We start from the raw sequence: 25,524 nt of genomic DNA on the forward strand, positions 1-25,524 counted from the left end.
ACATATATGCTTAAGTTTCGTTACTATCTTACTCCATACAGAGTGTCTGTTTCAATTGCGCTATTTTTAATGTTAACAGAATTAGCTGTTGAGCTTGCACTTCCATTGTTGATGGCAAAGATAATCGATGAGGGGATACTACAAGAAGATCTTTCTCTTGTTATGAAATGGGGAGGGATCATGGTTGGGTTGTCTTTCCTTGCCTTTGCTTCTGGAATGATCAACTCATTTTATGCTGCACATGTTAGCCAAAGCTTTGGCTTTGATATTAGGAAGGACATATTTGTGAAGGTACAAAGCTTTTCATTTGAAAGCTTAGCGAAGTTTCCAGCTGCCTCTCTTGTGACGAGAATGACGAATGACATTACACAGCTGCAGAACACACTTTTTATGGGACTTAGAATTATGTTAAGAGCACCTCTTTTAGTTCTAGGGTCCGTAGTTATGTCGTTCTTTGTTAACCCTATGTTAGCAAGTATATTTGCTGTTGTTATTCCACTTGTTATCGTTTTTCTTATTATGATCATGAAGCGAGGAAGTAAGCTATTTCAAATTGTTCAAGCTAAGCTAGACACAGTTAATGATGTGCTTAGGGAAAATTTGATTGGTATGAAATTAATTAAAGCTTATGTAAGAAGAGATCATGAAATAAACCGTTTTTCAGAATCTACGAACTTTTTAAAAAATGCAACAGTTACTGGCTTACGGATGATCGAAGCATCTATGCCAATTTTGTTATTTGTGATGAATATTGCGATTTTATTTATTTTATGGAATGGGCAATCACAGGTAATGAACGGAAATGCCCAGGTAGGGGAAGTTGTTGCAATCGTAAATTATGGATTAAGAACAACAGCTGCTCTATCAATGTTTTCGTTTATTGTCATGTTCCTATCACGCTCACGTGCTTCTTCTCTAAGAATATCAGAGGTTCTAGATACGAAGGAGAAGGTTGAAATAAAAGGAACACAGAATGGCTTTCAACGTGGTGAAATAAGATTTGAGGATGTTTCTTTTTCCTATCCTGATGTTGATGAGCTGGTGTTAAAGAATGTATCCTTTACTATTTCTGCAGGAGAAACAGTTGCAATAATGGGAGGAACAGGTTCAGGCAAATCTTCTTTATTTCAGTTGATTCCAAGGCTTTATGAGGTGGATTTTGGAAAAATATATATTGATCATCAAGAAATAACGTCTATTGATTTAGCTGTTTTACGAAATCAAATTGGATATGTACCACAAGAGGCTGTTTTATTTTCCGGTACGGTAAGGGAAAATATTGAATGGGGAAAATCGGATGCGTCAATGGATGAAATTGAAAGAGCTGCAAAAGCTGCACAAATTGAGGAAACAATCCAGCAACTTCCAGGTAAATATGAAACGAGAATAGGACAAAAAGGTGTGAATCTATCTGGTGGGCAAAAGCAGCGTCTATCCATAGCTAGAGCTTTAGTTCGAAAGCCTAAACTTTTACTATTGGATGATAGTACGAGTGCGTTAGATGTTAAAACTGAAAAAAGTCTATTAAAGGCATTAGAAGGATATTCTTCAACAACCTTAGTTATTACACAGAAAATATCTACTGCCGAGCAGGTTGATCGAATTTTACTATTAGACGATGGAGAAATGATTGCAGAAGGAAGTCATGAAGAATTGCGGAAGACATCTCCTCTATACGAAAAAATCTTTCAATCTCAAATGGAGGAGGAAGCAAATGTTCAGAGAGCTAACTAATCCTTTTAAATATGAAAGAATAGGAAATAAAGAAAGATATTCTCCTTCCAAAAAGAAGCAAAAGATAAGTCTTAAGGAAGCCTTCATCACATTAGGTAAATTGTGGAACTATTTATCGAATAAGCTGCTTTTATTCACATTGGTTTTAATTATGGTTGTAGTAAGCTCTGTTTTAGGCTTATTAGGTCCATATTTAATTGGAACAACAATAGATAACTATTTTGTCACAAAAGATGAACAAGGCTTGCTTTTTGTATTAGGAGGATTAGTACTTGTTTTTGTTTTTTATTCGATTTCTCTTTTTTTACAAAACTATTGGATGATTGGAATTCTCAATATACTGTTAACAAAATGCGTGAGGATTTATTTCAGCATTTACATCAGCTGCCTATTGCCTTTTTTGATAAAAGGCAGCATGGAGAATTAATGAGCCGTGTAACGAACGATATTGAAAATGTTAGTTCTACATTAAATAGCTCAGTAATTCAGGTTGTTTCAAGTGTACTGACATTAGTTGGGACCGTTACTGTGATGCTTCTGCTAAGTCCGCTTTTAACTGCGATCACATTAATCATTGTGCCATTAATGGTGTTGGGATTGAAATGGATCACAAGCAGAACGGGTATATTATTTAAACAACAGCAACAGCATATTGGAGAATTAAATGGTTATATTGAAGAAATCATTTCTGGGCAAAAATTAATTAAAGCATACTCTCAGGAAGACCGCGTGATTGAGACGTTTACTGAGAAAGGTAATAAGCTTAAATTATCAGGATTCTGGGCACAAACAATTACTGGGTTTATTCCTAAAGTAATGAATATGTTAAACAATCTTAGCTTTGCTGTTATTGCTGGTGTAGGTGGAATTCTTGCTCTAAATGGTTTAGTAACAATAGGGATGATTGTGATTTTTGCTGAATATGCGAGACAATTCACGCGTCCTTTGAATGATTTGGCCAATCAATTTAATACGTTATTATCAGCAATAGCTGGAGCTGAAAGAGTGTTTGATATTCTTGATGAACAGGAAGAGGAGAAATCACATTCCAAAAGTGATCTATCCTCTATAGATGGTAAAGTTGTTTTTTCTGATGTTTCTTTTTCATATGAAGAAGGTGAAGAAAAGCAGACAATTGAACATGTGAGCTTTACGGCTTTTGCTGGTGAGTCAATTGCTTTAGTGGGTCCTACCGGAGCAGGGAAAACAACATTAATTAATCTTATCTCAAGGTTTTATGAAGCAAATGAAGGCTTCATTTCTATTGATGGTATAGACATCAAAGAAGTTAGTCGTGATAGCTTACGAAAGCAAATGGCTTTTGTTTTACAGGATACCTTCTTATTTCATGGAACGATTATGGAAAATATCAGGTATGGCAGACTAGATGCCTCTGATAAGGAAGTGGAGGAAGCAGCTAAGCTTGCAAATGCTGATTCGTTTATACGAAAGCTGCCAAAGCAATATCAAACAGAAATAAATCATGATGGAAATGGAATAAGCCATGGACAAAAGCAGTTACTTGCAATCGCAAGAGCAATGCTCGCTAATCCGAGAATCCTCATTCTAGATGAAGCAACTAGTAGTATTGATACGATAACAGAGCTAAAAATCCAAGAAGCATTAGCGCGATTAATGGAAGGGCGAACAACCTTTGTCATCGCACATCGCCTAAACACGATTCGAAACGCAGATCAAATTCTCGTACTAAAAGACGGCAAAATCCTTGAAAAAGGAACACACGAAGAACTTGTGGATATGAAAGGATACTACGCTGGAATGGTTGGCTAGGTGCCTGTCACGCCCCGGGTTTTGTAGAAATATGTCAGAGAATAGGGTCAGGTCCTTATAGGGGGTCTGACCCCTTTTTTAAAAAAAGATAAGAAAGGATAAAATTCTGCACGTAGTTTTGGTGTCTAGCTCCAGGCGCCATCGGCTCGAGGGAAAAAATAACCCCCTTTTTTCCTAGGTCATAAGCCAATCCGTCAAGAAGGTTAAAGAACAACCTTCCAGCCGGATCGTCTTATGCTTGTCGCCGATAGGCGGGCGCCTTACGCTTTTCTTAATTTACAAGAAGTAAACATTAGATTTACAAATTAATACAATTTCTTCATATTAGCTTAAAACTTTGATAGTAAGATGATAGTAATGAAGGACAAGTGAATAAATAGTAGGTTGTGAAAATGAGAAACCATAAAAAGAAATAGGCGTTTTACGAAAACGTAGCTCCTGTGTTTTTTTATGGTTTTTTGTTTTGGTTATTAATGACTAATCACAGCTTAAGGATTTCAAGAATTAATAAGGAAGTGAATAGTATGGATATCCACGAGGCTCAAAATGAATTTACAAAACGATTAAGTGAAGATCGTTTAATCGCTTCTATAAAAGATCCAAAAAGCTTAGATCATTTTTTAGAATCTAGCATTCAATCTGCTTTTCTATTAACAGGAAATATTAGTGTAATCAAACGTTATGTTGATTTATTAAAACAACATAATCGGTTCGTCTTTTTACATATTGAGAAGATCCCTGGCATTAGTTATGACCGTGAAGGACTCAAGTTTATTGCAAAATACGTAAAGCCAACTGGCATTGTTACGACTAAAAGCTCACTGATCCAGCTTGCTAAGAAGGAAGGATTACTAACAATTCAACGCTTATTTTTAGTTGATACAGATGCAGTGAAAAATGGGCTGCTGGCTGTAAATGACATTCAGCCACATGCACTTGAAATTATGCCAGCGCTTATACCTGAAATGATTTCTAAGATTAAAAGGGAAACAAATCTTCCAATTATTACAGGTGGCTTAATAAGAAATCAAGAGCATATAGATTCAGCCCTTCAAAGTGGTGCTCTTGCTGTTTCAACAGGAAAGCCATGGCTTTGGAAAAGACAAGTTGTAACAGTAGCACAGTCCGAATTAACCTCATAAAACGTTTTAACACAAATAAAAGGGAGTGCAATGATGAAAAAAGTTGAATTGAAAAATGTCTCAAAATCCTATGATGGACAAACAAATGTCATAAAAGGTATTGATGTTTCAATAGAGCCGGGTGAATTTTTTGTGTTAGTAGGTCCTTCTGGTTGTGGAAAAAGTACAATGCTCCGAATGATAGCAGGTCTTGAAGAAATTAGCAGCGGTGATCTTTATATAGGAGATTTACTTTCAACGAAAAGATCTCCTAGTCAGCGTGATTTATCGATGGTTTTTCAAAACTATGCATTATATCCGCATCTGAATGTAGAACAAAATATCACATTTGGGCTTCATACGAAAAAAGTAACAAAAGCTGAACAAAAGAAACGATGTTTAGAGACTGCTAGTATGCTTGGATTATCTGAACTATTAAAACGTAAACCAAGACAACTTTCTGGTGGGCAAAGACAAAGGGTAGCACTTGCTAGAGCAATTGTGACACAATCTCCGATCTGCTTGATGGATGAGCCACTATCAAATTTAGATGCTAAACTACGTGCGAAAATGAGATCTGAGATAAGACAAATTCAACGAAAACTAGGAATCACAATGATCTATGTTACACATGATCAAACAGAAGCAATGACGATGGCTGATCGAATGATGATTTTACATAACGGAGATGTACAACAAATTGGTCATCCTCTTGATATCTATAACCATCCAGCAAATACATTTGTTGCATCCTTTATTGGAGCACCTCCAATGAATCTATTGAATGGACAAATAGCTGATCATGCTCTCATTCTAGGAGATAATCGCTCCATTTCAATTAGTAAAGAGATGATGGATGAGCTACCTGCGAACTCCACGAATATAACGATAGGTATTCGTCCAGAAAGTGTTCAGTTAGCAAAGGAAGGGGAAATGAGCTTTTTTGCAGATGCAATTAATGTGGAGGTTTTAGGAACTGAAACATTGGTAACCTTTGAAGTGGGTTCTAAGCAATGGATTGCGAAATGGAATGGACAATGGAATATCGAAATTGGAGAAAGAATGCCACTTTATATAAAAGAGGAGGATTTGCTTCTTTTTGATGCTGATAACGGTGAATGTATTTGGCATAAAGAAAAAGTTGAGGAGAAGCGGACGCTTAAGGAGGCTATGTTATGAGTAGTACTCCATCCTTATCCACTGAGCAGATTAATGTTAACCAAACGGAATTTAAAGGAAAAAGAGAGCTTCCAAGCTTTGTAGTTGGTTTATTGTATTTACTACCTTCAATCCTTTTATTTAGCGTCTTTCTTTTTTATCCAATGCTACGCACATTGTATTTAAGCTTTTTCTTAACAGATGGACAGGGTGTACCAATTACATTTGTTGGATTTGAAAATTTCACCTATCTTTTACAATCAACAAGCTTTCAAAAAAGTATAAAAGCAACCATTTTATTTGTCATTTATACAGTGCCTGTTGGTGTAATATTGGCCTTATTTTTAGCTGTCATTTCAAATGAAAAGGTAAAAGGAATTGGTTTTTTTCGAACAATGTTTTCTTCAACAATGGGGATGAGTGTTGCAGCATCATCAGTGATTTGGATGTTCATGTATAATCCAGCAATCGGTATTTTTAATAAAATCCTAGTTGCAATAGGTGGATCTGAAACTCAATGGCTGTTAGATCCAAAATATGCTCTACTATCAGTTGCTATCTCTACAGTATGGATGAACACTGGTTTTGCTTTTCTTATTCTTTTAGGTGGATTGCAAAATATTGATGAGCATTTATATGAAAACGCCGATATAGCAGGAGTAAGTTATTGGTATAAGTTAAGAAAGATAACGATTCCGATGCTATCACCTACATTGTTTTTCATCATTACGGTTTCATTAATCAATTCATTTCAAACGTTTGGGCAAATTGACATCTTAACAAAGGGTGGGCCAGTGGAATCTACTAATGTCATTGTTTATTCCATCTATAAAGAAGCGTTCATTAACTACAATGTTGGATCAGCTAGTGCTCAAGCGACAATATTATTTTTCTGTATTTTAATTGTCACGATTCTTCAATTCAAAATTGGGGAACGGAAGGTGCATTATCAATGAGTATATCAAAGAAAATCGTCATTTATAGTTTATTAATACTATCGTTTTTAATCATGATGTTTCCGATTTTTTATGCATTAATGATTAGCTTTATGCAGGGTGGAGAGGTTTTAAGAGGAAATATTATCCCTGAAACACTAACATTAGAAAACTATCAATCTGCTTTTGAAAAGGTTCCACTTTTTCAATATTTATGGAATAGCTTCTATGTTTCAACAGTTGTCATGCTTGGTCAAATTATTGTCTCAAGTTTAGCTGCTTTTGCTTTTGTGTTTGTTAGCTTTAAAGGAAGAGAATTCATATTCTTTCTTTTTATCTCAACCATGATGATTCCGTGGGAAGCAACAATGGTGCCTAACTTCTTAACCATTCAAAAATTAGGATGGCTAAACTCTTATTCAAGCTTAACCATTCCATTTTTCGCTTTAGCTTTTGGAACCTTTCTATTAAGACAGCAATTTAAAACAATTCCAAAAGAATTATATGAAGCATCACAAGTTGCTGGAATTAGTCGTTTTCGTTTTTTCTGGAATGTTGTTTTACCAGTTTCAAAAACTAGCTTGATTACGTTAGGGATTTATAGCTTTTTAACGACTTGGAATATGTATCTATGGCCATTGCTTGTGACAAACAACGAAAGTGTTCGTACTGTTCAAATTGGTTTGAAACAGCTGCAATCTCAAGAAATTTCTACTGAATGGGGGGTGGTAATGGCAGCAGTAGTTGTAGTGATACTTCCGACGCTCATTCTCTTGTTCTTAGGTCAAAAACGCCTGCAAAAAGGATTAACACAAGGCGCGCTGAAATAACCTTTTCACAATACATAAGATGAAGACAGAATAAAGAATGTATGAAAAAACAAGGAGGAATTACAAATGAAGAATAAATTTCTAATTATTTTATCTGCACTTTTATTATTAGTATTAGGTGCTTGTTCTAGTTCCCAATCAAATTCAAAAGGATCTGAAGAAGGGAAAGGAACAGAAGGTGCAAAAACAGAAGAAGCTGCTGGCAAACAAGAGGTAGTATTTTGGCATGCAATGAGTGGAGATCTTGAAACAGTTTTAAAGGATATTGTTGCAGATTTTAATGCTTCACAAGAGAATATTGAAGTTACACCTGTTTTCCAAGGTACTTATGAAGAAGCATTAACAAAATTCAACACAGTTGCTGGAACGAAGGATGCACCAACAATTATGCAAACCTTTGAAGTTGGAACAAAGTATATGATTGATAGTGGACATGTACAACCTGTTCAAAAATTTATTGATGAAGATAATTATGATACATCACAGTGGGAAGAAAATATCTCAAATTATTACACAGTTGATGGTGAACAGTACTCAATGCCTTTCAACTCTTCAACACCAGTATTAATTTATAACAAAGATGCATTTAAAGAAGCAGGTTTAGATCCTGAAAAAGCACCAATGACTTATAGTGAATTAAAAGAAGCTTCTAAAAAGTTAACAAAAGCAGAAGGTGGAGAAACAAGTCAATACGGATTTTCAATTTTGAACTATGGTTGGTTTTTTGAAGAAATGTTAGCTGAGCAAGGTGGACATTATGTTGATAATGATAATGGAAGAAGTGGAAACGCAACAAAAGCTACATTTAATGATGAACTAGGCTTAAACGTATTTAACTTAATTAGCGATATGTATAATGAAGGAACGTTTTATAATGTAGGTCAAAACTGGGATGATATGCGTGCAGCATTCCAATCTGGAAAAATGGCGATGTATTTAGATTCTTCAGCAGGAGTTAAAACAATTGTAGATAATGCAGATTTTGAAGTGGGAGTTTCATATTTACCAGTTCCAGATGAAGCAGATCGTGAAGGTGTTATTATCGGTGGAGCATCAGTGTGGATGTCTAGCGGAATTGAAGAAGAAAAGCAAAAAGCTGCATGGGAATTCATGAAGTATTTAACAACTCCTGAAGTTCAAGCAGATTGGCATGTGAAAACAGGTTATTTTGCTATTAATCCTGCTGCATATGAGCAAGATATCGTAAAAGAAGAGTGGGAAAAATATCCTCAATTAAAGGTAACAGTTGATCAGCTACGTGAAACAAAGCCTGGTACTGCTACTCAAGGTGCTTTGATTTCTGTTTTCCCAGAATCACGTCAAAAAGTCGTGACAGCAATGGAGAATTTATATCAAGGTATGGATCCACAGGAAGCACTTGATCAAGCAGCTGAGGAAACAAATCGTGCACTAGAGGTTGCTAATAAAAAGCAAGGAAAGTAAGTAATTGAGCAAATCCATTGTTATATGACTATCTAGAAGGTGATTAATAAGATAGTACAGGATATAATGTTCATTTTCATAGTGACCCTTGAAGGAGTTACCTTCTTGGGTCTTTTTCATTCAGAATTTTGTACATAGATTGATAGATAATTAGAAAAGAGGGATAGATATGGGAGAAACTAAACAATTCTTCGCACATCGAGGGGTTAGTGGTGAGTATCCAGAAAATACAATGGCTGCTTTTCGAGCTGCTGCAAAAGTGAAGGCACATGGAATCGAATTAGATGTGCAGTTGACTAAGGATGGTGAGGTGGTTGTTATACATGATGAAACAATCGATCGCACGACAAACGGAATTGGATATGTAAAAGATTTTGTTTGGAATCAATTAAAAAGATTTGACGCAGGAAGCTGGTTTCATCCTAAGTTTTCCAGAGAATCGGTGCCATTATTAGAAGAGGTATTACAATGGGTAACAACATTAAATTATCCTTTATTAGTTAATGTTGAGTTAAAAAATGATATTATTGATTATCCGGAGCTTGAGGAAAAGGTACTACAATTAATTGATTTGTATCATTTACAAAGTCAGTGTATATTGTCTTCTTTTAACAAAGCAAGTCTAAAGAAAATAAATGAGCTCAATCACTCTATTGAAACAGCTTATCTAATCGAGGGAATTCCAGTAGATATTTTAAAAGTGGTAGAAAATATCCCTGTAAAGGCTATCCACTGTGAAGCAAGCTTTGCACAATCTATTATTGGGAAAAAGGTGCAGGAACGTGGATATCCAATACGTGTATTTACCATTAACACGATGAATGAATATAACAACTTAATAAAATCTAATGTTTCTGCTATAATAACAGACTATCCTGAAATTTTTTTAGAAAATAAGGTCATTGAATAGTTAGATAATAATCAAACTAAATATTTTACTAGAATAAAAATAAAATGTGAGATCATCTCACATTTTTGTTGTTTTATCGAAATAGATTGATTATAATTCTTCTAGAAAGAAAATTCAGTCTTTTCAATAAAGGGGGTTACGTTTTTGGAGAATTTTGTGAATGCTTTAAATGGGGTGCTATGGAGTACACCTGTTATCTACATCTGTTTAGGGGTAGGTTTACTATTTTCGATCCTTACACGTTTTTTACAGGTAAGGCATATTAAGGAAATGGTTAAATTAATGTTTGAAGGTAAGAGCTCTAAAGCTGGAGTATCTTCATTCCAGGCCCTTGCTCTTGCATTATCAGGTCGTGTAGGAACAGGTAATATTGCTGGTACAGCAACTGCAATTGCATTTGGTGGACCAGGAGCTGTATTTTGGATGTGGGCAATTGCCTTTATTGGAGCTTCTAGTGCATTCATAGAATCAACACTTGCTCAAATTTATAAAGTAAAACAGGATGGCGAATATCGTGGTGGTCCTGCTTACTATATTGAAAAAGGAATTGGCTGGAAATGGTTTGCGGTAACATTTGCTGTTGCAGCAATTTTAGCGATGGCTTTATTAATGCCAGGTATCCAATCAAATTCGATTGCAGTTGGCTTAGAAAACGCATTTAATATGAATACTACGATTACTGGAATTATACTTATTGCCTTAATTGGTGTTATTATTTTTGGAGGAGTAAAACGTATCGCATCTGTTGCACAATATGTTGTACCTTTCATGGCTATTGGTTATATAGTTGTATCATTAATCATCGTGTTTGCAAACATTGGTGAATTACCAGGTGTACTTAAGCTTATCTTTAGTAGTGCATTTTCATTAGATTCTACTTTTGGTGGAATTGTTGGTGCTGCAATTGCTTGGGGAGTAAAACGTGGGATCTACTCAAATGAAGCAGGACAAGGAACAGGTCCACATGCTGCAGCAGCTGCAGAAGTATCACATCCAGCTAAGCAAGGATTAGTTCAATCATTTTCTGTATATATTGATACTTTATTTGTTTGTTCAGCAACAGCATTTATGATTTTATTTACAGGTATGTATAATACAGAAGCACCTGATGGAACAATGCTTGCAAATAACCTTCGAGGTGTAGAACCAGGTCCTGGATATACTCAAGCTGCAATTGAGTCAGTTATTCCTGGATTTGGAGCTGGGTTTGTAGCAATTTCATTATTCTTCTTCGCTTTCACAACAATTATGGCATATTACTATATTGCTGAAACAAATGTTGCATATTTAACTCGTGTTACAAATAGTAAATGGGCAATGCTTGTTCTAAAGATTGTTCTTTTGGGCGCAACCTTCTATGGTGCGACAAACGAAGCGGCATTAGCATGGGCACTAGGTGATGTTGGTTTAGGGCTAATGGTTTGGTTGAATTTAATTGCGATATTACTATTAGCAAAACCTGCACTAATAGCATTAAAAGATTATGAGAAGCAAAGAAAACAAGGACTTGATCCAGTATTTGATCCTAAAGCATTAGGCATTAAAAATGCAGATTATTGGGAAACAGAATATAAAAAGGATAAAGATCAAGCGTCTTAATTTTATTGAAAAAACACCGATCAAACAGTATTTCTGTTTGATCGGTGTTTTTGTTTTTTAAGCTAAAACATCAAATTAAACCTATTCCCTAACGACGATAAAAATATTCATTTAATTCCCATGACTCAACTGTTTTGTAAGCTGTTTGTGGATCATATCCCCTACCCATCAAATATGCTATTGCTGCAACTTCTCTTAAAGTATGCTGATATGTTGTAGCTTGAGCTTCCTTTAATCCATATTGAACAAACGGTTCTACTTGTTGTAATGTATAGCTCTTTAATTGAGCGTTCATTGGCTGATTATACTGCTGATGTGCAGCATGTTCTGAATATGGAAACTGTGGAGAATATTGATACTGTTGATACATAAGTAATCCAACCTCCTCGTATTTTTTCTTTTTCATCGTATTCATCACTGAAAAATGAGGAATTTGTCCGGGCTTAAATTTACATAGCAATAGAATGTTTCCTAATAGTTTTGAGGATAAAAAAGAATTATTACGTGCATAGTATAAAAAGCACGAATGAAGGAGGAATGGGTTATGTCTAAGCAAGGTATGCAAAATAAAGAACAAACAGCAAAGCAAATTGCAAAGCAGCAAGGAGAAAATGAAGTAGAATTAGGTAGCGATTTTCAAATCGGTAATAGTCAGCATCAAAGTCAAAAAAAGAGTGGTAAGCAAGCGAATAAAAAATAAGATGGGGTCAGACCCCATCTTAATTATCACTTTATTTCTTCAGGAATGTGCTCTTCCTCAAGAAAGCCATACCATGTTTCTCCATTCTTTAATATGATTTTTGCGTAATATGAATTTCCTTCAGGGAAATCGATTAAATTTTGTACAACATCTAAATAATGTTCATTTTTTGTCATGGTAAGGATGTTGTTATCACTTCTGAAAAGATTTTCTGAATTGATCATATCTCCATCTGTGTGCAGCTCACTATCTTTTTGAAATGCTTCTGGAAGCTTAGCCAATTCAATTTTATTTATATCCTTTTCACTGACTGTTAAATCCTCTAAATAATTATGCTGTTCTAACCAATTTGAGATATTTGAATAGGATTTTTTCCAATCCACATTAATAGATTCAGTAAAAAAATCAGAAGGTATTTGCTCATTATTAAAACTAGCGTCACTACTATTATAGGTGAGTTCAATAGATCCCCAACCACTATTAGGGTAATACATTGAATCTAGTGTTTGTGAAAGAATATCTGCTTTTATAGCTTTCTTAAAGCTTTCAATGTCTTCCTTATTAGAGATTGTAATAGCATTTAAACCCGGAACATTGGGGGAAATTCGTATACGACTAATATCTTCTTTTGTGTTTAATTGAATATACTCAGGGTGTGTTTTTTTATAATCTTCGGTACCCATTACTGGCTCTAAGATCTTTTTCATTGGATCAATTGGAATGTGATATTCTCTTGAAATTTTACTACCATTTTTCAGTTTGTAGATAATCATTCCTTGCATATAGTTCATATTCTCAACATAAGAAGTATTCTCTATTAACTCACGTTCATCTATAATATGTTCATGTAAATTTCGAACATCTTGAATATAGAGCTTTGAGTCTGAAAATAATTGTTGATCATTTCGCTCAGCTTCTTGCATCGCCCACTTATCTCCGAAATAAACTTCGCTTATTTGATCCATTTTCGGAAGTTTGTTTTCATAATGAAATAGATCAGATCTTATACCAAACAGAATGATAATGAAAATAACACTATATATAACAAAGCCGATATATGCTTTTAATTTGAATATTCGCCATGTTTTTTGCAATATCATCTCAGTAGCGGTATAGCCGATTAATGCTCCAACAATGTATCCGAAAATTATCCAATTCCAATTAAGTGTCGCTGATATAGAGAAATATGAGCCTCCAAGAGCCATACTGCAAAACGTAACACCATATTTAAAAATTGGTTTTAAAAATGGAAAAGCAATAACCTCTGTTGCTTTCTCAAGCTGTCTTGCCTTGTAAAAACCAAGACCAATAAAGAAAAGAAGAATTGTGAATAGTATATAAAGAATGATCTCTAAACTTGAGTATGTATTAATATCACCATATGTATCGAAAAATCGATGAAATGGAGATAAATATACTAAAGCTTCCTCAGTAAAGGCCGGAGAAAAGCCAAATAATAGAAAAGTAAGGTTAAAGGTAATCACTGAAACTAGACCTATAGGTAAAAAGAGAAATATATAAGTGAAAATGGCTTGTACTGTAGTCATCCCTGTAATCATACCAACAGATGAAGTTAGGGTAAACAAAAAGCAAGTAAACAAGATATATAGTAATGTCCATGATATTAATTCTGAGATTGTAAGGATACCATTAAATTCATCTATTGACGTTGTGACCAAGAATGTAATACAAGATGTAAGTAATACTGGAATAAGGAGTAAAAGTAAACCACTTATAATATGACTAACGTATAAAGTTTCCCTCCGAATGGGTAAGCTGTGAGCTGTATCAACAGAAGCCTCAGTTTGTAAGTATCTAAAAATTAACAGACCACAAGCAATTGGGATGGAAAATAGTATGAATGCTTGTATTTCAGTATTTATCATAAAATAGTTTTTATAATCTGAAAATATTACATATTCCATGTCTGCAAGCTTCAGCATTTCTAATGGAAGTGCAAACAAAAGTAAGATGAAATATACGATACTAACCCACCCATGCTGTTTTAAATCTTGTTTAACAACCACAGGCTTAAAGAAGGATTTTTTCGATTTCATAGCCAATATCCTCCATTTCATAAATAAATATTTCTTCAAGTGTTAATGGTAATAAGTCATATAAAATAACCTCAGTCGTGGAGATGATTTTATTAATTTCTTCTTCCTTTCCTCTGACAATGAGTAGAGAAACACTGCCTCTTTTCTCATAATGAAGGGTAGTTAGCTGATTTAATAAATGCTCTTCATGTGTTGGATCTGCTAGTGCAAGTTGGATTTTATGTGTATCACATTTTAAATCATCAATTTCTTTTTCGATAATGATTTTTCCATTATGCATAATTCCAACATGATCACATAAATCTTCTATTTCTCGTAGATTGTGAGAAGAGATAATGACAGTCATTTCTCGTTCTGCAACATCTTGAAATAATAGATTTTTAACCTTTTGTCTCATTACAGGATCAAGCCCATCAATTGGTTCATCTAAAATCAGTACATCAGGCATTGCTGATAAAGCAAGCCAAAATGCAACCTGTCGTTTCATTCCTTTTGAAAGACGATGTACTTTTTTATTTACATCAATTTTAAAAGCACTTTTTAGTTGATCAAAGCGCTGTGGATTCCAAGCTGGGTAAAATTCTTTATATTGTGCCGCCATATTAGCGATGGTTGCTTGAGGGAAAAAATATAGTACATCTGGAATAAATACAACACGTTCCTTAACAGAGACATTTTCAAATGAAGGTAACTCATTTATGGTAATTTGACCTTTATCAGGCTTATTGATTCCAGCAATTATTTTTAATAAAGATGTTTTTCCAGCACCATTTGATCCTAACAATCCATATATAGAACCCTTCTTAACGGAAAGGGATAATTCGTTAATTGCTAACTGTTTATTATATTTTTTACTAATGGAAGAAACTTTTATCATTAATGTTTATCCCCTTTTGTTTGTTGGTGTGCTTGATCAAAAAGCACAAATAAATCCTCTTTTGTTAAACCAAGATATATCGCCTCAGCAATTAGCTTTTGAATATCAGTTTTTAATTCTCCTAATTTATTATCATTTGGCATTGATTCAATTGCAGAAACAAAATTTCCTTTTCCTTTAATTGAATATAGATAGCCTTGGCTTTCTAATTCTCGATATGCTCGCTGTATTGTATTAGGATTCACGGTTAATTGACTGGAGAGCATTCTTACAGAAGGTAATTGTTCATCAGGCTTAAGGATTCTGTTAATAATTAATTCTTTAATTTTATCAACTAGCTGTTCGTAAATGGGCTTTCTGCTTCTAACATCAAGCTGAAACATGAGTTACCCCCTTCTTGTGTTAACTGTACTAATATTGTTAATACAGTTATTGTATATTTTTGCTAATCAAAATGCAATAAATATTCTATAAAAAGATATTGTAATGTGGGCGAGTCTTTATATGTACAAAACTAGTACAAATGTTATACAATATGAATAGATAGATATTAGGGAGATGGAAACTATGTTAGGATTTGGGAAAAAAGACCGTATTCAGATAGAGGAGTTTGTACCTAAAATCGAATTTCCAGAAGTGAATCATATTGCTACTGTTGACGATCAGAATATAGCATCGAGATTAGAATATATGGGTGTTACTAGCGAGCATTTAGAGCTATTAAGAGAAGCACAGCCATTTTTAGTTGAAATGCTAGATGAAATACTTCAAAAGGTGTTAAATCAGTTGTATAAACAGCCGATTCTAAAAGGTATTGCAACTGAGCATACATCAAGAGAGCGCTTGTACAATGTATTTGTTCGATATTTTCAAAGCTTATTAAGTGGAAAGCTTGATGATCAGTTTTTTGAAATGCGAAAAAGAATAGGTAATACACACAATGGAGCAAGTTTACCTGCGTCATGGTTTATCGCCACATACTCTGCTATTAATACATTATTAGTTCCACAGGTTGTAAAAAAGTTTGAAAAAGAACCAGAAAAATTATCAAAACTTATATTGGCGATTACGCACATTACAAATCTTGACTCACAATTAGTTGTTGAAAATTACATTCAAGCTAGAATGAATGAGTTAGAGGAATTAAATGCTTCTAAGGAAGTCCTTCAAAGGGAATTAACTGCTATTAGTCAAGAGGTAGCAGCTTCAGTTGAAGAAACAGAAGCAACAGTTTATGAAACAAGTACAAAAGCAGACCAAATTCGCCGAGAAACAGAAACAACACAAAAAAGTTGTAAAAATCTAGTACTTTTAACAAATGAAAATGAAGTGCAAATGACTTCGATGATTACAACATTTGGTGATTTAATAGAAAAGGTCGACACATCGATCAATGGTATTTTTGAACTGAAAGAGAACTCAGAGAAAATTTTCGAAATGACAAAAAGTATTGAAGAAATTGCCGATCAAACTAATTTACTTGCCCTAAACGCATCAATAGAAGCAGCAAGAGCTGGTGACGAGGGACGTGGTTTTGCAGTTGTGGCCTCTGAGGTACGAAATCTTGCTGAAAATTCGAAAATGATGAGTAATAAAATCAAAGCTCTAGTTGAAAAAAATAATAATTCCACAAATGATCTTGTTGAAAATATGAAAACAATGAATCAATCAACACAGCAATCTCAGACGAAAATTGAACAAGTAAAAGGTGGACTTGCTACAGTTAAAATGGAAATGGAAAACTATCTATCTATGTTTGATCGAAACAAAGAAGATCTTGATTCCATTGTATTGTCAATTAAGGAAATTAATAATACAACTAGCAATCTATCAGTTTTAGCAAATTCTCTTTTGGAAAAAGCTGAGGATGCCCAATAATAGATGAAAGCTACTTCTGATGAGGTAGCTTTTTTGTATGTAGTTTCACGCTATGGGGGTGTGCTTCAACATAGCATGTGTACGAACGGTGTCGGATGGTGGATTATTCGGCAAAGTTGATGGAAACTGGTTTAGCACATGTACTCAAAGCAGAGTTGAATGAATAATTGCTAAAGTTGAACGATTCTCCAGCAAAGTTGAACGATTCCATATTTGCCTGCCTGATTTCAAAGAAAAAAGAGCCAATCTACAGCAAAAATTGGCTCATTTTTAAAGCTACTTATATTTGTCTTCACTAGCAGACTCATCTTTTGTTTTATGCTTCTGTTTTTCCTCGCGTTTTTCTTTTTTTAGGTCTTTCATTGGGATCGGATCAACATGTTGTTCACTTTCAAAGCGGTCAAATAATGTTTCTTTATCTGTTTTGTATTGTTCTGGATGATCTCGTTTTTTTCTTTGATTGTTATTTGCTGAATTCACGATACTCACCACTTTCTACTGTTTGTACTATTCATTACCACAAAGTGACAGGAGGAAAACCTTTTCAAGTTTGCTTTTCTTCGCATTGAGAGCCTATTATGCTGTACAATAGATGCATACTGTTTAGAAGGACTGGATAATTATGAGCATATTACAAGCTGAAAATTTATATAAAACATATGGAGAAAAGGTGTTATTTGACCATATTTCTTTTAGCATTGCAGCGAAGCAAAGAATTGGTTTAATTGGTGTGAATGGAACAGGTAAGTCTACTTTATTAAAGGTGATTTCAGGTATTGAAACAGCTGATTCTGGGGAAATTACCCATTCTAATTCACTGAGAATTGAATATTTGCCACAGCAGCCAGAGCTTGTGGAGGGTTTAACAATACTTGAGCAGATTTATTATGGTGATGCTCCGATTATGATGGTAATGAGAGAGTATGAGCTTGCGTTAAGTGAGCTAGAAAAAGATCCTGAAAATGAAACAAAGCTTAAGCATCTTATGAATATGCAGCAAAAAATGGATCAGCATGATGCCTGGGAAGCAAATACTGTAGCAAAAACAGTGTTAACAAAGCTAGGAATTACAGATTTTCAAAAGCAAGTAACGTATTTATCAGGTGGTCAGAAAAAACGTGTCGCGATTGCAAAGGCACTTATTCAGCCTGCTGATATTTTAATATTAGATGAACCAACAAACCATCTAGACAATGAAACAATAGAGTGGCTTGAAGGATTTTTAGCGGGTTATAGTGGATCCATTGTTTTGATTACACATGATCGTTATTTTTTAAATCGTGTTTCAAATCAAATCTTTGAGCTTGATCAAGGACAGCTTTATACGTATTCTGGAAATTATGAAGTGTTTTTAGAAAAAAAGGCTGAAAGAGAAATCAATGCAGAGAGTGCTGAAGAAAAAAGGCAAAACCTATTAAGACGTGAGCTTGCATGGCTTAGACGTGGTGCGAAGGCTAGGACAACAAAGCAAAAAGCTCGCATAGGTCGCGTAGAGGACCTTCAAGATCAACAGGGTCCTGCCGCTAAAAAGGATTTAGACTTTGCAATCGGCTCTACTCGATTGGGAAAGAAAGTACTTGAGCTTGAAAATATCTCAAAATCATATGATGGTAAGCAGCTTATTAAAGATTTTAACTATTTAATTACTCCAGGTGAAAGACTTGGAATTATCGGGCCAAATGGTACAGGTAAATCAACATTATTAAACATTATGGCTGGCAGAATCCCAGCTGATCAAGGAATAATTGATGTTGGTACAACAGTTAAAATAGGTTTTTATACACAAGAGCAGGAGGAAATGGACGAAAATCTTCGTGTTGTCGAGTATATTAAAGAAACAGCTGAAGTTGTATATACAATAGATAATCAAGTGATTACGGCTGAACAAATGCTTGAGAGATTTTTATTTCCTCGACCTGCTCAGTGGACATATATCCGAAAGTTATCAGGTGGAGAAAGACGTCGTCTTTACTTATTGAAGGTTTTGATGGAAGAGCCTAATGTTCTATTTCTTGATGAGCCGACAAATGATCTTGATACACAAACATTAGGTGTATTAGAAGATTATTTAGATCAATTTCCAGGCGTTGTTTTAACTGTATCACATGATCGTTACTTTTTAGATCGTGTTGTTGACCATCTCGTTGTTTTTGAAAGTAATGGAAATATCTCACGCTTTCAGGGAAGCTATTCCGATTATATGGAAGAAAAAAAGCTTCAGGAAATGCTTCAAGAAAAAGAGCCAGCATCAGAGAAAGCAGGTTATAAAAAAGAAAAGAAAAAACGTCTTTCCTATAAAGAACAGCAGGAATGGGCAGGAATTGAAGATAAGATTGCGAGTCTTGAGGAACGAAAAGAGCAGCTTGAACAAGAAATTGCCGCAGCTGGTAGTGATTTAGGCAAGGTACAAGAACTATACAAAGAACAAGAGAAGATTGACGATAAGCTTGATGAAACAATGGAAAGATGGGAAGAACTATCTTTACTTGTTGAAGAAATTGAAAATAGTTAAATATATAATATAGTGACAACTCTTCATTAAATAGCCTTAATAAAATGAAATTGAGCTTAAAGTGTATTGATAGCTTTAAGTTCTTTTTAATAGGTTTTGTTGGGTGCTGTTAGCTTTCGACAGAGTGAAAATAGTGCACCCGAGCATAACAAACATTTTTAACCAACAACTTACTTAATAGAAAAACGGAGAATAACAATGAAAACAAAAGACGAAATAAGGCAAAGAATTTGGAAACAGCTAACAGACGAAAAAAATGGGCGATTTCCATTTCCTTTAATAAATCGAATACCTAATTTTAAAGGTGCTGAAAAAGCAGCGACCTATATTACAACATTGCCTGAATACAAGTTAGCAAAAGTGATAAAAGTAAATCCTGATTCACCACAGCTACCACTTCGAAAGCAGATTTTACTTGATGGTAAAACATTATTAGTTCCTACTCCACGCTTAAAGGCGGGCTTTATTATTGTGAAGCCTGAATGGGTTCCAGCGGGTGAAGAAAGACGTGCTGCAAGCTTAAGTCATATAAAATCATATGGAAAAGAAATACCTTTAACAGAAATCCCGCAAATTGATTTAATGGTTGTAGGATCTGTGGCAATTCATCAAGATGGAAGAAGAATTGGCAAAGGTGAGGGCTATGCAGACCGAGAATATGCGATTTTAATGGAGCTTGGTAATCCGCCAGTTACGATTGTGACATCCATACATAGTACACAATTAGTACCTGATGATATACCAAGAGATACATATGATTTAACAGTAGATTGGATCGCAACTGAAGAGGGGATCGTTAAGACGAACTCTCCATATGAAAAGCCAACGGGGATAGAATGGAAACATGTTTCTAAAGAAGAAATGGAAGAGATGCCAGTGTTACAGCAGCTTTGGGATTTAAAATATAAACAAACCTAAGTCTTAGATTGTTATTAATGGACGACGTGAGAATGTAAGCGTAAGATAGAATACGCACACAAGTATAACTACAAGAGGTGACCAAATTGGTTGCAAGCACACAACTGTTAAAAGAAGCAGAACAGTTTATTCACACTTCCTATCAAGAACTTGGCAAATCAGAGGTTGACATAGAAGTTCGATTGCACGTGATAAAAGATGAGATAGCGAATAAAGGTATATACGAGCATACTAATGAAGAATTAACATATGGAGCAAAAATGGCTTGGAGAAATAGTAATAAATGCATTGGACGTTTGTTTTGGAATACGTTGACCGTATTTGATGAGCGACAAGCAAATACAGAGCAAGCTGTTTTTAAGGCATTGGAAAATCATATTGCATTTGCTACAAATGGTGGGAAGATTAGGCCTGCTATTACGATTTTTAAGCCAGATAATGGTGAGGAGGATCGGTTGCGCATATGGAATCATCAGCTTATTCGGTATGCGGGATATGAGACAGAGTATGGTTTTTTAGGTGATCCAGCATCAATTGAATTTACTAAGCAATGTGAACAGCTAGGCTGGAACGGAGAGGGAACAAACTTTGATATACTACCACTCGTTATCCAACAAAACAACAATACACCACAGTGCTTTTCATTACCAGAAGAACTAGTGTTGGAAGTGGAGATCACTCACCCAACTATTGAAGGGATAGCTGATCTACACATGAAATGGTATGGAGTTCCATTAATTTCTGATATGAAGCTAGAAATTGGTGGAATCGAATATTCTGCTGCTCCATTTAATGGCTGGTATATGGAAACAGAAATAGGAGCGAGAAATTTAGCAGATTCCTTTCGATATAATCTATTACCTAAAGTGGCTTCGATCATGAATTTAGATACGAAAACTCATGCGAATTTATGGAAGGATAGAGCATTACTTGAGTTAAATGTGGCTGTTTTACACTCTTTCAAAAAAGCTGGAGTGAGTGTTGTTGACCATCATACAGCTGCACAGCAATTTAAACGATTCGAGCAAAATGAAGCAGAAAGCTCTAGACAAATAACAGGGGATTGGACTTGGTTAATACCGCCAGTATCACCAGCAACAACACATATGTTTCATCATAGTTATGAAAATAAAATACTTAAACCTAACTACTTTTACCAAGAGCCACCTTATGGATAAGGGTAAAAATTAATTAAGGTCTGACCCCAGCAATATTAGTGGGGTCAGACCCCATATTGTTACCTACTATGTTTATCTAGTAGGTTAGCTAGAAAATGTTTTTTGTAGCTTTCGAGTTTTTTCTCTTCATGACGGCGAACACCCATCTTTTTTAATTCGTTTACGTACCAACCTTTGCTTCCGTTATGCATTAAAAACACCCTTTCAAATTTAATTCTAATAAACTCCGTCAAAAAGACGGGACAAAAATAGCCACTACTCCATAGGAATAGGGGCTTCTTTTGATTTGTGGTGCCATTGTAACATCTATAAAAAGATGTGAAAAGGGGTGTTTTTTATCGAATTTTCACTAAAAACTGTCATGCCCGGATTCAGCAGTTGAAAAATAATTTTTGATGCCGAGAAGTTAATTTGCCTTTAAAAATCATGCCGTAAACAAATTAACTAAACATTTTTAATAAATCGACAAAATCTGATATGAATTACCTATTTTCTATGATATATATGATGATAGTAGTAAGACTATAAGACGCTTAGAGGGGATAACCACATATGAATGCTATGGAGAAAATAATCGTGGCTGATATCAAGAAAAAGAATACGTTGATGTTTATTACGTTTTCAATATCATTGTTACTAGCTACTGCCAAAACACTGGTTGTTGAAGACTTTACAAAGGGATTCTATTATGGTTCAGAATTAATAGCGTTTACATTATTGTATGTTATTTTTCAAAAATTATTAAAGAAACCTATATGGTTTCCATACATTAGTATTTTATTAATTTATTCTTTTATTATTTGTTCTCTATTTGTATTCGAGCCAAATGCCGAAGTTATACTAATCATACTCTTTTTAACACTTATTTCTTCTGTTCATATGAAAAGAGATATTTTCATTTTAGGATACGTGTTTGGTCTAGTTAGTATGATTCTCTCATTTTACTTAAAACAACCGAATGATACCGCACTAGTAACCATCTTTACTGCTTCATGCATTATCTATGTGCTAATGGGTGTTATCTTAGGTGTGGTTATTCATTTAAATTCGCAACAATTTAAACAGCTACAAAACTTTATTGCTGTTGCAGAAAAAGAGACAAAACAGAAAGAAGAACAAAGGCATCATTTAGAAGAAAATGTATCAGGTATTGTCGAAGCGATTGCACAAGCAAATAAGCAAGTGCAAGGTAGTATGCAGGCACAAAAGGAAATGCAGTTTGCAATTCAAGAGGTAGCGGCAGGGAGTCAGAACCAATCCGAGCAGATTAACGAGATTTCGCAAAATGCACGACAAACAATGGAGTCTATGCTGCAATTGCATTCTGTTTCAAATGAATTAAAAACTGAATCTAGTCGAGCAAGTAACACAATCGTTGAAAGTCAGCAGTATGCTACAGAATTGAATACTGATATGAGTGAATTAAAAACAATGTTATCTCAATTAGATCAAACATTTTTATTGCTTTCAAACACAATAACTGAAATGAATACTTTAACAAACTCTATTAAAGATATTACAGATCAAACAGGGTTATTAGCTCTAAATGCATCGATCGAGGCTGCAAGGGCAGGTGAATCTGGTAAAGGCTTTTCAGTTGTTGCTACTGAAATAAGAAAATTAGCTGATGTGACGAGAGCAACAACTGAAAAGATAAATGGAAACCTACAAACTCTTAATGATAGCAATGCAGCAGCGGTTACAAAGCTTGAAGAAAGTCATTTTGTTATTAATAAAGGAGCTATTTCAACAGAAAAAGTAACAAATTCTATTACTGGGGTAAAAGCAACATTGGATCATTTATCAGATGAGCTTGAGCAGTTTACTATATTTGCAGAAAGTGTTAAAGGGCAATCTGTAAATGTTGAATTATTAACAAATGATTTAGCTGCGATAATAGAACAATCTTCAGCTAGCATGCAGGAAATGAGTGCGACAATAGAAAATTTGACTCACGATAATCTTGCAATAGCAGATTTGATGGAGCGTACATCATCTAGTGCTGAAAATATTAGGAAAGCAAGTTTATCTGGAGTATCTTAAGAAACTAGCATAAAAAGAGAGGCTGGGACATTCAAAAAAACGAATAAGTCTAAATTCAGTTAAGCTGAAAGAAACAAGTTCGTTCCATTGCGCTGCAAACATTTGCTTTCCGCGGGGAGGAAGCTAAGCCTCCTCGGCGCAAGCGCCTGTGGGGTCTCAGCCTTTCCTCTGCACCCGCAGGAGTCAAATGTCTTCCGCTACATTCCACTAGTTCTTAAAAATAGTATGCAAAATCAAAAAATCCAATTAAAGACAGCAAATAAAAACCCAAAATATTAGGAGAATAATTAATTGAAATATCTCCTAATATTTCGGGTTTATCAATAGCTTAAATACTTTGTCCATGCCTCTCTTTTTGTGTACTTAACTTGCTTCCACATTCTGAAGCGCATTTTTCTCAGATTTTTGAAACATCAGGTAATATAAAAATGCACTAAAGATTGCTAAACCACCTAGAATAGAAAAAGTAATAGGATAGCCAAACCAAAGTGACATGGGAATGGCAATTGGTGCGATTGTTCGACCTACAGTAAATTTAAGACTTGCTGCAGCAAAGTATTGCCCACGCATATTTTCAGGTGCTAATTTTGAAACAAACGTTTGTTGAATACCTGCTGTCATAAGCTCTGCTAAAGTGAAAAGAGCCATTGCAAAAATAAAGATCCATATAGAACCTGTTTGACCAAATATGAAAATAGCAATTCCATAGATGATAGAGGAAATCATAAAGACATTTCGTTCCTTGAATTTAGTCATCCACTTTGTAATCACTATTGTAAATAAAGCGACAAGCAGACCGTTTTCGGATAAGATAACACCAAATGCTTGTTCTCCATTAAGTGTGAGTGACCAATCACCAATTTTAAGCATTTCTTGCTGTTGAATCATATCTGTAATATAAACTGGAATGATCATATCTAGCTGCATAAATGTCATGGCAACAAGAGTTCCTGCAACAATATATAATAAAAATGTTTGATCTTTAAAAATGATATGATAATCCTTCACTTGTTTTATTATTGGGTGGTACCATCTTTGCTTATTTATATCAGTTTCCCCCTGGAACACTGGAGCAGTTTCTCGGGTTTGTTTTGCTAGTAAAAGTGAGAGTAACATACACATGATTCCTGCACCTAGTAAAACCTCAAAAGGATATCGAACATAGAAAATGGCACCTAAAATAGGCCCAATAACAACAGCAATATTAATCGAAGTATAAAAGACAGCAAATACACTGCTTCGGTCTTTCTCAGCTACTACATCTGCGACCATTGCCTGTGATGCAGGCCAGTAAAACGAGCCGAAAACACCGGCGAAAGCAAAACAGATAAATCCTAAAATAGGTAATTGCAACCAAGGTGAATTTGAAAGGGCAAATATCATAAAGGATAAGCCTTGACCAAAGGAACCAACAACCATCATTGTTTTCCTTCCGAATCGATCTGCGAAATATCCACCCATTAAATTAGCTAAAACAGAAAAAACCTGTGAAAGTATTAGAAGAAAACCTGCTTTGCCTTTTCCAAATGCATCTGCAAAGAAGATTGTTAAAAACGGAAAAAACATCCAAAATGTAATATTCATTAATCCTTCGCCAACAAGACGTATTTTAAGGTTATAATCCCAATCTTTTATTCTCATAGAAGTGTCTCCAATTCATGTAATCTACCGTACTCATCATACTCTTTCGGAAGTCGAAATACAATAGAGGTATTTCAATTTTTACCATAAATTAATAGTGTAATATAGTGTTAAAGAAACCGAATGCATGCTACATGTATCTGTTGATTTTCATTGCATAACGCTTTCTTTAACAATATGGGTTATTCTAAGCTTGTCG

Annotated in this window: 21 protein-coding genes and 1 pseudogene; 15 read left to right on the plus strand and 7 right to left on the minus strand. The window is 34.7% G+C overall.

What is annotated here, in order from left to right:
- Positions 1–6: 6 nt before the first annotated feature.
- The 9 genes and pseudogenes from JOC75_RS14495 to JOC75_RS14535 all read left to right on the plus strand — a co-directional run bounded on the left by JOC75_RS14495 (position 7) and on the right by JOC75_RS14535 (position 11,521).
- The gene (locus JOC75_RS14495) at positions 7–1,734 is read left to right on the plus strand and encodes an ABC transporter ATP-binding protein (protein ID WP_204954754.1); all 1,728 of its coding nucleotides are present in this window, start codon (positions 7–9) and stop codon (positions 1,732–1,734) included.
- A pseudogene (locus tag JOC75_RS14500) lies at positions 1,715–3,525 on the plus strand (ABC transporter ATP-binding protein). The gene JOC75_RS14495 and the pseudogene JOC75_RS14500 overlap by 20 nt, the downstream one beginning before the upstream one ends.
- Before the next feature lie 524 nt (positions 3,526–4,049).
- On the plus strand, positions 4,050–4,667 hold the full coding sequence (locus JOC75_RS14505; RefSeq protein WP_204954755.1) for a glycerol-3-phosphate responsive antiterminator: 618 nt from the start codon (positions 4,050–4,052) through the stop codon (positions 4,665–4,667).
- A gap of 33 nt (positions 4,668–4,700) precedes the next feature.
- Positions 4,701–5,825 carry an ABC transporter ATP-binding protein gene (locus tag JOC75_RS14510; protein ID WP_204954756.1) on the plus strand — a complete coding sequence of 375 codons (1,125 nt, stop codon included), beginning with the start codon at positions 4,701–4,703 and terminating at the stop codon, positions 5,823–5,825.
- Positions 5,822–6,760 carry a carbohydrate ABC transporter permease gene (locus tag JOC75_RS14515; RefSeq protein WP_204954757.1) on the plus strand — a complete coding sequence of 313 codons (939 nt, stop codon included), beginning with the start codon at positions 5,822–5,824 and terminating at the stop codon, positions 6,758–6,760. The genes JOC75_RS14510 and JOC75_RS14515 overlap by 4 nt, the downstream gene beginning before the upstream one ends.
- Entirely contained in the window at positions 6,757–7,569 is an 813-nt protein-coding gene (locus JOC75_RS14520; RefSeq protein ID WP_204954758.1) for a carbohydrate ABC transporter permease, read from the plus strand. The genes JOC75_RS14515 and JOC75_RS14520 overlap by 4 nt, the downstream gene beginning before the upstream one ends.
- Before the next feature lie 66 nt (positions 7,570–7,635).
- Positions 7,636–9,012: an ABC transporter substrate-binding protein gene (locus JOC75_RS14525; RefSeq protein WP_204954759.1), complete on the plus strand. Its 1,377-nt coding sequence runs from the start codon at positions 7,636–7,638 to the stop codon at positions 9,010–9,012.
- Positions 9,013–9,181: 169 nt separating this feature from the next.
- The gene (locus JOC75_RS14530; RefSeq protein ID WP_204954760.1) at positions 9,182–9,922 is read left to right on the plus strand and encodes a glycerophosphodiester phosphodiesterase; all 741 of its coding nucleotides are present in this window, start codon (positions 9,182–9,184) and stop codon (positions 9,920–9,922) included.
- A 144-nt stretch (positions 9,923–10,066) separates the two neighbouring features.
- Positions 10,067–11,521 (plus strand): alanine/glycine:cation symporter family protein, encoded by a 1,455-nt coding sequence (locus JOC75_RS14535; protein WP_204954761.1) that lies wholly within the window; start codon positions 10,067–10,069, stop codon positions 11,519–11,521.
- Between the two features lie 88 nt (positions 11,522–11,609).
- Here the strand turns inward: JOC75_RS14535 and JOC75_RS14540 are convergent, their stop codons facing one another.
- On the minus strand, positions 11,610–11,927 hold the full coding sequence (locus JOC75_RS14540) for a hypothetical protein (RefSeq protein WP_239589483.1): 318 nt from the start codon (positions 11,925–11,927) through the stop codon (positions 11,610–11,612).
- Between the two features lie 138 nt (positions 11,928–12,065).
- Here JOC75_RS14540 and JOC75_RS14545 point away from each other — a divergent pair, with 138 nt between their 5' ends.
- Positions 12,066–12,221, plus strand: a complete 156-nt coding sequence (locus JOC75_RS14545) for a hypothetical protein (RefSeq protein ID WP_168714490.1) — start codon at positions 12,066–12,068, stop codon at positions 12,219–12,221.
- Between the two features lie 26 nt (positions 12,222–12,247).
- Here the strand turns inward: JOC75_RS14545 and JOC75_RS14550 are convergent, their stop codons facing one another.
- The 3 genes from JOC75_RS14550 to JOC75_RS14560 are packed head-to-tail and all read right to left on the minus strand — an operon-like array spanning position 12,248 to position 15,538.
- Complete coding sequence (locus JOC75_RS14550) at positions 12,248–14,278, minus strand: hypothetical protein (RefSeq protein WP_204954762.1); 2,031 nt, start codon at positions 14,276–14,278, stop codon at positions 12,248–12,250.
- Positions 14,253–15,155 (minus strand): ABC transporter ATP-binding protein, encoded by a 903-nt coding sequence (locus JOC75_RS14555; protein ID WP_204954763.1) that lies wholly within the window; start codon positions 15,153–15,155, stop codon positions 14,253–14,255. Before JOC75_RS14555 ends, JOC75_RS14550 begins: the two co-directional genes overlap by 26 nt.
- Complete coding sequence (locus JOC75_RS14560) at positions 15,155–15,538, minus strand: GntR family transcriptional regulator (protein WP_146949931.1); 384 nt, start codon at positions 15,536–15,538, stop codon at positions 15,155–15,157. The genes JOC75_RS14555 and JOC75_RS14560 overlap by 1 nt, the downstream gene beginning before the upstream one ends.
- A gap of 184 nt (positions 15,539–15,722) precedes the next feature.
- On the opposite strand from JOC75_RS14560, the gene JOC75_RS14565 reads away from it, so the two are divergent.
- Positions 15,723–17,033, plus strand: a complete 1,311-nt coding sequence (locus JOC75_RS14565; RefSeq protein WP_204954764.1) for a globin-coupled sensor protein — start codon at positions 15,723–15,725, stop codon at positions 17,031–17,033.
- 276 nt (positions 17,034–17,309) lie between these two features.
- Here JOC75_RS14565 and JOC75_RS14570 read toward each other — a convergent pair whose 3' ends face one another.
- Positions 17,310–17,513: a hypothetical protein gene (locus JOC75_RS14570; protein ID WP_239589509.1), complete on the minus strand. Its 204-nt coding sequence runs from the start codon at positions 17,511–17,513 to the stop codon at positions 17,310–17,312.
- Positions 17,514–17,655: 142 nt separating this feature from the next.
- Between JOC75_RS14570 and JOC75_RS14575 the strand changes: the two genes are divergently transcribed.
- From JOC75_RS14575 to JOC75_RS14585, 3 genes are all read left to right on the plus strand, one after another.
- Positions 17,656–19,545, plus strand: a complete 1,890-nt coding sequence (locus JOC75_RS14575) for an ABC-F family ATP-binding cassette domain-containing protein (RefSeq protein ID WP_204954766.1) — start codon at positions 17,656–17,658, stop codon at positions 19,543–19,545.
- 198 nt (positions 19,546–19,743) lie between these two features.
- Positions 19,744–20,463 (plus strand): 5-formyltetrahydrofolate cyclo-ligase, encoded by a 720-nt coding sequence (locus JOC75_RS14580; protein ID WP_204954767.1) that lies wholly within the window; start codon positions 19,744–19,746, stop codon positions 20,461–20,463.
- A gap of 86 nt (positions 20,464–20,549) precedes the next feature.
- Positions 20,550–21,641, plus strand: coding sequence for a nitric oxide synthase oxygenase (locus JOC75_RS14585; protein WP_204954768.1), 1,092 nt, complete (start codon positions 20,550–20,552; stop codon positions 21,639–21,641).
- A 59-nt stretch (positions 21,642–21,700) separates the two neighbouring features.
- Here the strand turns inward: JOC75_RS14585 and JOC75_RS14590 are convergent, their stop codons facing one another.
- Entirely contained in the window at positions 21,701–21,832 is a 132-nt protein-coding gene (locus tag JOC75_RS14590) for a YflJ family protein (protein WP_146949925.1), read from the minus strand.
- Positions 21,833–22,217: 385 nt separating this feature from the next.
- Between JOC75_RS14590 and JOC75_RS24370 the strand changes: the two genes are divergently transcribed.
- On the plus strand, positions 22,218–23,684 hold the full coding sequence (locus JOC75_RS24370) for a methyl-accepting chemotaxis protein (RefSeq protein WP_204954769.1): 1,467 nt from the start codon (positions 22,218–22,220) through the stop codon (positions 23,682–23,684).
- A gap of 363 nt (positions 23,685–24,047) precedes the next feature.
- On the opposite strand, the gene JOC75_RS14600 is transcribed toward JOC75_RS24370, so the two are convergent.
- Positions 24,048–25,325 carry an MDR family MFS transporter gene (locus JOC75_RS14600; protein ID WP_204954770.1) on the minus strand — a complete coding sequence of 426 codons (1,278 nt, stop codon included), beginning with the start codon at positions 25,323–25,325 and terminating at the stop codon, positions 24,048–24,050.
- Positions 25,326–25,524 lie beyond the last annotated feature (199 nt).

The sequence above is a fragment of the Metabacillus crassostreae genome (assembly GCF_016908395.1).
Taxonomy (GTDB): Bacteria; Bacillota; Bacilli; order Bacillales; family Bacillaceae; genus Metabacillus; species Metabacillus crassostreae.

What these genes read in the sequence shown, in the direction of transcription:
- JOC75_RS14495 (WP_204954754.1), top strand. Translation starts at nt 7, where the DNA reads ATGCTTAAGTTTCGTTACTATCTTACTCCATACAGAGTGTCTGTTTCA.
- JOC75_RS14555 (WP_204954763.1), bottom strand. Translation starts at nt 15,155, where the DNA reads ATGATAAAAGTTTCTTCCATTAGTAAAAAATATAATAAACAGTTAGCA.
- JOC75_RS14530 (WP_204954760.1), top strand. Translation starts at nt 9,182, where the DNA reads ATGGGAGAAACTAAACAATTCTTCGCACATCGAGGGGTTAGTGGTGAG.
- JOC75_RS14600 (WP_204954770.1), bottom strand. Translation starts at nt 25,325, where the DNA reads ATGAGAATAAAAGATTGGGATTATAACCTTAAAATACGTCTTGTTGGC.
- JOC75_RS14590 (WP_146949925.1), bottom strand. Translation starts at nt 21,832, where the DNA reads ATGCATAACGGAAGCAAAGGTTGGTACGTAAACGAATTAAAAAAGATG.
- JOC75_RS14510 (WP_204954756.1), top strand. Translation starts at nt 4,701, where the DNA reads ATGAAAAAAGTTGAATTGAAAAATGTCTCAAAATCCTATGATGGACAA.
- JOC75_RS14575 (WP_204954766.1), top strand. Translation starts at nt 17,656, where the DNA reads ATGAGCATATTACAAGCTGAAAATTTATATAAAACATATGGAGAAAAG.
- JOC75_RS14505 (WP_204954755.1), top strand. Translation starts at nt 4,050, where the DNA reads ATGGATATCCACGAGGCTCAAAATGAATTTACAAAACGATTAAGTGAA.
- JOC75_RS14550 (WP_204954762.1), bottom strand. Translation starts at nt 14,278, where the DNA reads ATGAAATCGAAAAAATCCTTCTTTAAGCCTGTGGTTGTTAAACAAGAT.
- JOC75_RS14565 (WP_204954764.1), top strand. Translation starts at nt 15,723, where the DNA reads ATGTTAGGATTTGGGAAAAAAGACCGTATTCAGATAGAGGAGTTTGTA.
- JOC75_RS14540 (WP_239589483.1), bottom strand. Translation starts at nt 11,927, where the DNA reads ATGAAAAAGAAAAAATACGAGGAGGTTGGATTACTTATGTATCAACAG.
- JOC75_RS14580 (WP_204954767.1), top strand. Translation starts at nt 19,744, where the DNA reads ATGAAAACAAAAGACGAAATAAGGCAAAGAATTTGGAAACAGCTAACA.
- JOC75_RS14515 (WP_204954757.1), top strand. Translation starts at nt 5,822, where the DNA reads ATGAGTAGTACTCCATCCTTATCCACTGAGCAGATTAATGTTAACCAA.
- JOC75_RS14525 (WP_204954759.1), top strand. Translation starts at nt 7,636, where the DNA reads ATGAAGAATAAATTTCTAATTATTTTATCTGCACTTTTATTATTAGTA.
- JOC75_RS14520 (WP_204954758.1), top strand. Translation starts at nt 6,757, where the DNA reads ATGAGTATATCAAAGAAAATCGTCATTTATAGTTTATTAATACTATCG.
- JOC75_RS14545 (WP_168714490.1), top strand. Translation starts at nt 12,066, where the DNA reads ATGTCTAAGCAAGGTATGCAAAATAAAGAACAAACAGCAAAGCAAATT.
- JOC75_RS14560 (WP_146949931.1), bottom strand. Translation starts at nt 15,538, where the DNA reads ATGTTTCAGCTTGATGTTAGAAGCAGAAAGCCCATTTACGAACAGCTA.